The organism is uncultured Ruminococcus sp. (assembly GCF_946415235.1).
Taxonomy (GTDB): domain Bacteria; phylum Bacillota; class Clostridia; order Oscillospirales; family Ruminococcaceae; genus Ruminococcus.
Window position 1 is genome coordinate 1 of record NZ_CAMKRR010000117.1, and the last position, 8,486, is coordinate 8,486.

The 8,486-nt window shown below is 49.7% G+C and carries 10 protein-coding genes; all 10 read left to right on the forward strand.

Annotated features, from left to right (window positions below; genetic code table 11):
• Positions 1-1,800, forward strand: a 1,800-nt coding sequence (gene mutL / locus Q0R37_RS13965) for a DNA mismatch repair endonuclease MutL (protein ID WP_294755169.1), incomplete at its 5' end; no start/stop codon positions are given.
• Positions 1,801-1,810: 10 nt separating this feature from the next.
• The gene (locus Q0R37_RS13970; protein ID WP_294755170.1) at positions 1,811-2,503 is read left to right on the forward strand and encodes a hypothetical protein; all 693 of its coding nucleotides are present in this window, start codon (positions 1,811-1,813) and stop codon (positions 2,501-2,503) included.
• A complete protein-coding gene (miaA, locus tag Q0R37_RS13975; RefSeq protein ID WP_294755171.1) occupies positions 2,487-3,440 on the forward strand; it encodes a tRNA (adenosine(37)-N6)-dimethylallyltransferase MiaA in 954 nt (317 codons plus the stop codon). Before Q0R37_RS13970 ends, miaA begins: the two co-directional genes overlap by 17 nt.
• Positions 3,441-3,535: 95 nt before the next feature.
• The gene (gene hfq / locus Q0R37_RS13980) at positions 3,536-3,775 is read left to right on the forward strand and encodes an RNA chaperone Hfq (protein ID WP_294755172.1); all 240 of its coding nucleotides are present in this window, start codon (positions 3,536-3,538) and stop codon (positions 3,773-3,775) included.
• 11 nt (positions 3,776-3,786) lie between these two features.
• Positions 3,787-5,043 carry an HlyD family efflux transporter periplasmic adaptor subunit gene (locus tag Q0R37_RS13985; RefSeq protein ID WP_294755173.1) on the forward strand — a complete coding sequence of 419 codons (1,257 nt, stop codon included), beginning with the start codon at positions 3,787-3,789 and terminating at the stop codon, positions 5,041-5,043.
• Positions 5,036-5,728 (forward strand): YggS family pyridoxal phosphate-dependent enzyme, encoded by a 693-nt coding sequence (locus Q0R37_RS13990; RefSeq protein ID WP_294755174.1) that lies wholly within the window; start codon positions 5,036-5,038, stop codon positions 5,726-5,728. The genes Q0R37_RS13985 and Q0R37_RS13990 overlap by 8 nt, the downstream gene beginning before the upstream one ends.
• 95 nt (positions 5,729-5,823) lie before the next feature.
• Positions 5,824-6,303 carry a cell division protein SepF gene (locus Q0R37_RS13995; protein WP_294755175.1) on the forward strand — a complete coding sequence of 160 codons (480 nt, stop codon included), beginning with the start codon at positions 5,824-5,826 and terminating at the stop codon, positions 6,301-6,303.
• Positions 6,303-7,061 carry a YlmH/Sll1252 family protein gene (locus Q0R37_RS14000; RefSeq protein ID WP_294755176.1) on the forward strand — a complete coding sequence of 253 codons (759 nt, stop codon included), beginning with the start codon at positions 6,303-6,305 and terminating at the stop codon, positions 7,059-7,061. Before Q0R37_RS13995 ends, Q0R37_RS14000 begins: the two co-directional genes overlap by 1 nt.
• 12 nt (positions 7,062-7,073) lie before the next feature.
• Positions 7,074-7,643 carry a DivIVA domain-containing protein gene (locus Q0R37_RS14005; RefSeq protein ID WP_294755177.1) on the forward strand — a complete coding sequence of 190 codons (570 nt, stop codon included), beginning with the start codon at positions 7,074-7,076 and terminating at the stop codon, positions 7,641-7,643.
• Positions 7,644-7,704: 61 nt separating this feature from the next.
• A partial coding sequence (locus Q0R37_RS14010) for a class I tRNA ligase family protein (RefSeq protein ID WP_294755178.1) occupies positions 7,705-8,486 on the forward strand: 782 nt, incomplete at its 3' end.

Below are 8,486 nucleotides of genomic sequence, written 5' to 3' on the forward strand. Positions count from 1 at the left end.
AAAGCCTTTCTTCGTCATGCCACCAGCAAGATAAGCGCAAAGGAGGACCTTGACAATATCCTCACCCTCGGCTTCCGCGGAGAAGCGCTTGCTTCCGTGGCGGCGGTTTCCCGTGTGGAGATAATGACCAAGCAGAGCGGTCAGCTCTACGGCACACTCTATGCTATCGAGGGAAGCGCCGAAAAGTCCCATGAGGAGAGCGGCTGCCCCGACGGTACTACCGTCATAATCCGCGACCTGTTCTACAATGTTCCCGCAAGGCGAAAGTTCATGAAAAAGGACGTTACAGAGGCAAATGCAGTCAGCAGCATATTGCAGAAGATAACCATGTCCCACCCCGATATCTCCTTCAGATTTATCCGCGATAACCGCACGGAGTTCAACTCCAGCGGCGACGGTGAGCTCTTTTCGGCGATATATGCGGTCTACGGACGGGACTTTGCCCGTGACCTCATACCCGTTGACTACGAATACGAGGGAGTACACGTAGGCGGCTTTGTCATAAAGCCCCTGTACTCAAAGACAAACCGCGCATTCCAGAATTTCTTCGTGAACGGCAGATACGTCCGTTCAAGGCTGTGTTCGTCAGCTCTCGAGAACGCCTATACCAACATGATAATGACGGGAAAATTCCCTGCCTGTGTGCTTCTCATAGACCTTGCCCCCAGCGCTATGGACGTAAATATCCACCCCACAAAGGCAGAGGTGCGATTTACTAATGAGAAATCCGTTTCCGACGCCATTTACTTTGCTGTGAAGAACGCAATGATGAAGGACGGGCTCATATACGAATTCGAGCTCAAGCCCCATGCGGACTGGACAAAGGCTGCTCCCGAGCAGGAGGAGATAAAGCAGCAGGAGTTTTTATTTACTCCAGTTGACAAGATAGAGGAGACCGAGCAGAAGCTTGCAGAAGCTCCTGCACCTGTTTATGCGGCTCCCGAGCCTGTGAGGGAAGAACCGCCTGTTACCGCGGATATCGAGCCGAGCCCTGCCTACGACGAGCCAAAGTCCGTACAGCAGGCGCCTCCCGTATACGAAAGGGAAACAGCTCCCGTAAAAGCTGCGGAGCCTGTCGGCGTGAGCGCTCCCGAAGCTGTCAGGGAAGAAGAAACCGAGCCTGCGGCAGTTGAAGGATTCAGCTATATCACACAGCAGTCCTTTGCGGCTGCACCTGCGCCGAAGCCTGCCGAGCCCGAAGCTCCGAAGGAGTCAGTATGGACTGAAAAGCCGAAGATACGTGTTATCGGCGAAGCCTTCGGACTTTACATCGTTGCTGAGGTGGGCGAGGATACCATGATAATGATAGACAAACACGCTGCCCATGAGCGTATAATCTTCGAGCGCCTGAAGAGCCGCAACTGCCGTCAGTACAGCCAGCAGCTCCTTACTGGAGTTAAAGTTCTTCTCACGGGGGATGAATTCAGCGCCCTTGAAACAAATCAGGAGCTCCTTGCGGATATGGGCTTTGCCTTTGACTTCTCCGAGAAGCCCTGCGTTGTGGCGACGGCAGTTCCCACATTCATAATGGAGCTGGATATGGAGGACATAATCTCCGAGATAGCCAATAATCTCCGTTTGTACAGTCATGATCCACAGTCGCATATGCTTGACGATATGCTTCATACAGTTGCCTGCAAATCGGCAATAAAGGGCAATGACAAAAACGACATCGCGGAGCTGCAGTCCCTTGCTGAGCAGGTCTACTTCGACGAGAGGATACGTCACTGCCCTCACGGCAGACCTGTGATGTTCACCATGACAAAGAGCAATATCTCACATCAGTTCAAAAGAACGTAAGGAGGGGGTCATGAAACGAGCGGTCAAAGTCTTTATCGCAGTATATTGTGTGCTGCTTATGTGTCTTTTCGGCGGCATCACCGCCTATGCATGGAACACTGATACACGCTGTCAGAATATTGAACTGAAAAACGCTCCCGCGGGCACTGCTTTTGCGGATATACTCGTAAAGGACAGGAAAAATGACAAGTATGCCGCCGACTTTAACGAGGAAAATGCACGGCTTCTCGGAGTCACAAAGGACTGCGGACTTGCGGCGTATGATAAGGACTGCTGTACAAGTATGCTCCTGCGGCATAACTGCGCCGTTTTTGACAAAGCAGACCTTACGGAACATTCGGTCGTTTGTCTTAAGCTTAATGTTGATAATAACAAGCTTTTCAATCACTTCCGCAAGATAAAGGTCGCCTACTGCGACAGGGACGGGAATGTTCTCGCAGTTACCGATGAGGTGAAACTCGAAACGGTGGTTTTTAATACTCCTGCCGCATATATCATCCAGACGGACGGCGAAATACTTTCCTGCCGCATAAGCACGGGACCGCCCTATTATTTGATGGTCGTTGTCCCCGTACTTGTTCTGGTGCCTGCAATTGTTCTTATTGCCGTGATAATTGCTGTCAGGGTGAGAAGGAAAGCGGAGACATCAAAAATGATAAAACGTATACAGTCGGGAGAAGCTGATAATGAACGAAAAGAATAAAAAGCCCTTCGTGCTTGCAGTAGTCGGACCGACAGCCTCGGGCAAGACATGGCTGGGCGTTGAGCTTGCAAAGATTTACGGCGGAGAGGTCATCTCCGCCGATTCCATGCAGATATACAAGGGCATGGACATAGCCTCGGCAAAGCCTGCGGAAGCCGAAAAACAGGGGATACCCCATCACCTCATGGGCTTCCTTGACAGGAACGTGAGCTTCAGTGCCGCGGACTATGTTCAGCTTGCCAATGAGAAGATACAGGATATACTCTCCCGCGGAAAGCTTCCCATAATCGTGGGCGGTACGGGGCTTTACATCGACTCTCTTCTCGAGAACGTGAAGTTTTCCGAGGGCGGCAGCGACGAGGCTTACCGTGAGGAGCTTTACGCCTATGCCCGCGATAACGGCAATGAAGCGCTCCATGCGCGGCTTGCCGGGCTTGACCCCGAAGCCGCAGAGGGCATACATCCCAACAATCTCGTCAGAGTTGTCCGCGCTCTTGAGGTCTGCAAGGTGACTGGGCGGCGGTTCAGTGAGCTGAAAAAGGAGAGCCGCCTTGTGGAAAGTCCCTATGAGTCCCTTATTATCGGGCTCAATTTCGATGACAGGCAGAAGCTCTACGACCGTATAGATATGCGTGTGGACGAAATGGTGAGGTCGGGACTTATAGACGAAGCCCGTCAGCTGTGGCAGGAAAGCGGCATGAAGACCGCTGCCAACGCCATAGGCTATAAGGAGCTTATCCCGTATTTTGAGGGTAAAGCCGTTCTTTCCGACTGTATAGACACCGTAAAGCAGGAGACAAGGCGGTATGCAAAGCGTCAACTGACGTGGTTTCGAAAAAACCCCCGTATCAACTGGCTGTTTTTGGACAGATTTAATAAAAATAATGAAATATTAGAAAAATGCAAAAAAACTATAGCCAAATACTTGGAAATGTGATATAATGTACTGTGTGTATTTCTGCGCGGGTTATTTGAAAAAAATTTTACCCTCAAAGCTTTACACGGAAACAAAAATCTGATAGGAGAATGTGTATGAACAAAACAATCAATCTGCAGGACGTGTTCCTCAATCAGTGCAGAAAAGACAAGATTATGGTGACTATCATACTCACTAACGGCTTCCAGTTCAAGGGAATGGTAAAAGGCTTTGACAGCTATGTAGCTATCTTTGACTGCGACGGAAAGCAGCAGCTCGTATACAAGCACGCAATTTCCACTATCATCCCCGCAAGATCGGTTTCTATACTCGACGCTTCCGAAAAGAACGACTAAGGGTGATCTGAATGGGATTTTCCAAGTCGGATGGCAGCTTCATGGTCAAGTTCCTCAGGAACGTGGTGCTGGTGCTGCTTCTGATCGTGTTTATAAGCATAGTCTATAACTTCCGAAACAAGGAAAGCGATACGGTCTCCGCTCTCACAGCCTCTGCGCTGTCGTCCAGGGAATATAAAGGCGTATTCATCAGGGACGAGGAGATACAGCTTTACAGCGGGAACGGCTTTCTCAGCTATAACGTATCGGACGGCGGAAAGGTCGGAAACGATACCGTCATCGCAGAGGCTTACCTCGATGATGAACAGCTGAGCATCAAGCATGAGCTGGCCAAGCTCAACAAAGAGCTGGGCATACTGGAAAAGATAACCAATCCCGGTACTCTTGAATCAGCACAGCCTTCAAGCCTTTCCGAAAGTATCAGCGACAGCTACCGCAGCCTTATCTATTACAGGGATATGGGAAATCTGGATGAACTCAGCGATGTCAAGGACGACCTTCTTATACAGCTAAGTACATACCAGATAGTTACTGATGAGGTACAGGGCTTCGACCAGAAGATACTTGACATCAAAAATGAGATAGACAAGCTCAACGCAAAGAGAACAGCTCCGAGCGAGACGATCAGGGCTCCGCGTTCTGCTTATTTCGTAAGCTATATCGACGGCTACGAGGACAAGCTGAACACAAAGAATATGGACAAGCTCACCGTATCCATGCTCGAGGAGATCAGTGACAGGAAGTCTACCGCGCCAAACGTGGTGGGCAAGCTCATAGACGGTTATGGCTGGTATCTTGCCATAGTTGCGGATAATTCCAATAAGCAGTATGCAGTGGGCGAGGAGATCTCGCTGAGGTTCGATTCTTCGGCAGAGAGCTATCCTGCGGTGATATATGATATCCGCGATGAAAAGAAGGATAAGAGTATAATCATCATTTCCTGCGATAAGTTCAATTACGAGCTTGTACAGCACAGAGCCGAGATAGTCGAGCTCATCAAGGATGACTGTACGGGTCTTAAAGTGCCCCGTGAGGCTATCCGCTTCGCCAAGGTCACAGAGACCGTGGACGACGGAAATGGCAATGTCACCGAAAAGACCTCAAATCAAAAGGGCGTTTATATCCGAAAGGGCGAGCAGATACTCTTCAAGAGGATCGAGGTCGTTTACGAGGGCAGCGATTACGTTTTGTCAAAGCCCGTGAACGATGACGATTACCTTGCGCTTTATGATGATATACTGATAGAGGAGGTCGATACAAATGAATAACAACGATCTCGCTTATATCGACGAGAACCTGCACATAATAAAAGAAAGATGCGCCGAGGCAATGGCAAAGTACCGAAGCCCCGACGATAAACTGCGTATCATGGCAGTCACGAAGACTGTTGCTCCCGAGGCGGTAAATCACGCCGTTGAGCTGGGAATAGATCTTCTCGGCGAGAACAGGGTGCAGGAGTACCTCTCTAAAGCAGACTTTTATGACAAGTCAGCAGAGGTGCAGTTCATAGGTCATTTGCAGACAAATAAAGTAAAATACATTATAAATACAGTAAGCATGATACAGTCCGTGGACAGCCTTAAGCTGGGACAGGAGATAAGCCGCCTCGCCCTTAAGAACGGCAGGGTAATGGATATCCTCTGTGAGGTAAATATAGGCGGAGAGGAGTCCAAGAGCGGTATTGCTCCCGCAGGACTGAAGGAGCTTATCAGCGGGCTCTCGGAGCTCGATGGGGTGCGCGTAAGAGGTCTTATGACCATTCCGCCGCCTTCAGACAGCGATATCTTCCTCGGACGCATGAAGGAGCTGTACGACAGCATCTCCTCCGAGTATACGGGCATGGATACGCTTTCAATGGGTATGACCCACGATTACGCCGAGGCTGTAAAGCACGGTTCAACACTGGTGCGTATAGGCACGGGACTGTTCGGCGCAAGGGACTATTCAAAGTAACTCCCGGCGGAAAGCCGAAGATCAACACGGGATACTCCGCATTGATCCTGTGAAGAGAGATAAAAATATAAATAATGCGGAGAAGGAGTATTAAGATGAAACTTTTTGAGAACATTAAGGAATTTTTCTTTGCTGAAGAGGACGATGATTTTGACGCAGATATTCCTGTTCGCCATGAGCGCAGCGAACGCGGCGGCTTCCAGTCCTCCGCACAGGATGATGCTCCCGTAAACGAAGGAATGTCAGGCGGCATGAGCAGAGAAAGACGCAATAAGGTCGTTAATATACAGACAACAGCACAGCTTCAGGTGGTACTCGTAAAGCCCTCTGCTTTCACAGATGCAAAGCAGATAGCAGATCACCTGATCGCTAAAAAGACAGTAGTTCTCAACCTTGAGACAGCTTCGCCCGAGAACAAGAGAAGGATTATCGACTTCCTCGTAGGCGTTGCTTATGCAAACGGCGGAAGCCTCAAGCCTGTCGCTAATCTTACCTACATCATCACTCCTTATAATGTAGGCTTTATCGGCGAGGACCTCGTAGGCGAGCTGGAGAACAACGGTGTATTCATCTGATGAACGAACCGTCGGATAAGCTTTTTACCGCAAGGCTCGGGGACATGGCAGCGCTCTGTGAAAGGGACGGAGCAGCCGTGTTCTCGTCCTTTTTCGATGAAAGACAGTGCGCGGAAGCAGAAGCATGGTGCGCGAGGAATACAGGGGCGCTGAGGTACAGACTGTGGGGCGGCTATGAGGACGCAAGACGCAGGATGCTTGCCATATACCCCGATTACTGCGAGGAGTATATCCTCGGGGAATTCCCATTCGTCTGCCTTACCTTTACCTATAGGGAAGAGGACAGGCTCTCTCACAGGGACTTTCTCGGCTCATTCATGGGCCTGCAGCTGAAACGCGATGTCATAGGAGATATAGTGGTCACTGACGGAACTGCACAGGCTTTCGTCACGGGGGTGGCTGCAAAGCATATCAGCGGGAGCTTATCCAAAATAGGCAGAGTCGGAGTGAAGATCGCCGACGATAAGCCGTTTATACTTGAAAACGCTCAGAAGTTTCAGGAAATATGCGGTACAGTTGCTTCGCTGCGCCTCGACTGTGTGGTCGGACTTGCTGCAAAGCTCAGCAGGGAAAAGGCAGCGGCACTTATCCGCACGGACAGAGTTGAAGTCAATCACCTGCCCGTTCCATCAGTCTCCCATGAACTAAGGGGCGGAGATATATTGTCGATTAGGGGCTACGGAAGATTTGTACTTTCCGGGATTAACGGTCATACAAAGAAAGACCGCATACACATTAACTTGAAGAAATATATTTAGAGGTGAATTGAAATGATAACTTCAAAAGATGTCAGAAACAAAAGGTTTGAAAAAGCAGCTTTCGGATACAAGCAGGAGGAGATAGACGAGTTCCTCAACCAGCTGGAAGCAGAGCTCGACGAAATGGAGCGCGAGCGCTCTGAGGCAAACAGCAAGATACAGGTGCTTGCCGATAAGGTAAGAGAGTATATGAAGGACGAGGACGCTCTCAAGGACGCTCTTCTCGGCGCTCAGAAGCAGGGACATCAGGTGCTCAACGAAGCCAACGAAAAGGCAGAGCAGATAATCGCAGAGGCACAGGCAAAGGCTGACGCTCTCGAGGACGAGGCTGTACGTCAGCACGCTGAGGCTATGGAAAGAAACCGCGAGGAGATCGCAAAGGAAAAGGAAGCTCTCATCGAAGCTCAGCAGCAGGTAGCAGACTTCAAGAAGAGCCTCTTCGATATGTACAAGAGCCACCTCGAGCTCATTTCCTCTATGCCCGAGACATTCGACAATGACACAGAGGAAGAGGAGACAGAGGAAAAAGCCGAGACAGCTGAAGAGATCGCAGCAGCAGTTGCTTCAGAGGTCGAGGAATAATCATAAACAAAAAGATCGAAAGGAGGATCTCTCTGAGCTTTTAAAAGAGAGATCGGATAGTATGGCACAGGATTATAACAGTACTCTTAATTTACCGCAGACAGAGTTCCCCATGCGCGGAAATCTGCCTAAAAGAGAGCCTGAAACTCTCAAGAAATGGGAGAATGAAAGGCTCTATTACAAGATGATAGAGAAGAATAAGGGCAAGCCCACTTATATACTTCATGACGGACCGCCTTACGCAAACGGCGAGATACATCTTGGTACAGCCATCAACAAGACTCTCAAGGACTTTATCGTGAAGTACAAGAATATGAGCGGATTCTGCTCACCCTACGTTCCCGGCTGGGATACTCACGGACTTCCTATCGAGCTGAAAGCCATGAAGGCTATCGGCGTTGAGAACGGCGCTATCCCTGCGGTAGATCTCAGAAAGCACTGCCATGATTTCGCTCTTACCCATGTAAAGAACCAGATGAACCAGTTCAAGAGACTGGGAAGTCTCGGCGATTACGACTATCCCTACCTTACTCTCCGCCCCGAGTACGAGGCAAGACAGGTGGAGGTATTCGGCGCAATGGCTAAGAAGGGCTATATGTACAAGGGACTCAAGCCTGTATACTGGTGCCCCGACTGCAATACAGCTCTCGCAGAGGCAGAGATCGAGTATTCAAACGATCCGTGCTATTCCATCTATGTCAAGTTCAACGTAACAGACGACAAGGGCATATTCACAGGCCTCGGACTTGACCTTTCAAAGATATACTTCGTTATATGGACAACGACAACATGGACTATCCCCGGCAACCTTGCTATATGCCTCGGTCCTGAGTACAACTATAC

Coding starts and splice junctions, on each gene's coding strand:
- Q0R37_RS13970 (WP_294755170.1), top strand. CDS start 1,811: ATGAAACGAGCGGTCAAAGTCTTTATCGCAGTATATTGTGTGCTGCTT.
- Q0R37_RS14000 (WP_294755176.1), top strand. CDS start 6,303: ATGAACGAACCGTCGGATAAGCTTTTTACCGCAAGGCTCGGGGACATG.
- Q0R37_RS14005 (WP_294755177.1), top strand. CDS start 7,074: ATGATAACTTCAAAAGATGTCAGAAACAAAAGGTTTGAAAAAGCAGCT.
- Q0R37_RS13990 (WP_294755174.1), top strand. CDS start 5,036: ATGAATAACAACGATCTCGCTTATATCGACGAGAACCTGCACATAATA.
- Q0R37_RS13985 (WP_294755173.1), top strand. CDS start 3,787: ATGGGATTTTCCAAGTCGGATGGCAGCTTCATGGTCAAGTTCCTCAGG.
- hfq (WP_294755172.1), top strand. CDS start 3,536: ATGAACAAAACAATCAATCTGCAGGACGTGTTCCTCAATCAGTGCAGA.
- Q0R37_RS13995 (WP_294755175.1), top strand. CDS start 5,824: ATGAAACTTTTTGAGAACATTAAGGAATTTTTCTTTGCTGAAGAGGAC.
- miaA (WP_294755171.1), top strand. CDS start 2,487: ATGAACGAAAAGAATAAAAAGCCCTTCGTGCTTGCAGTAGTCGGACCG.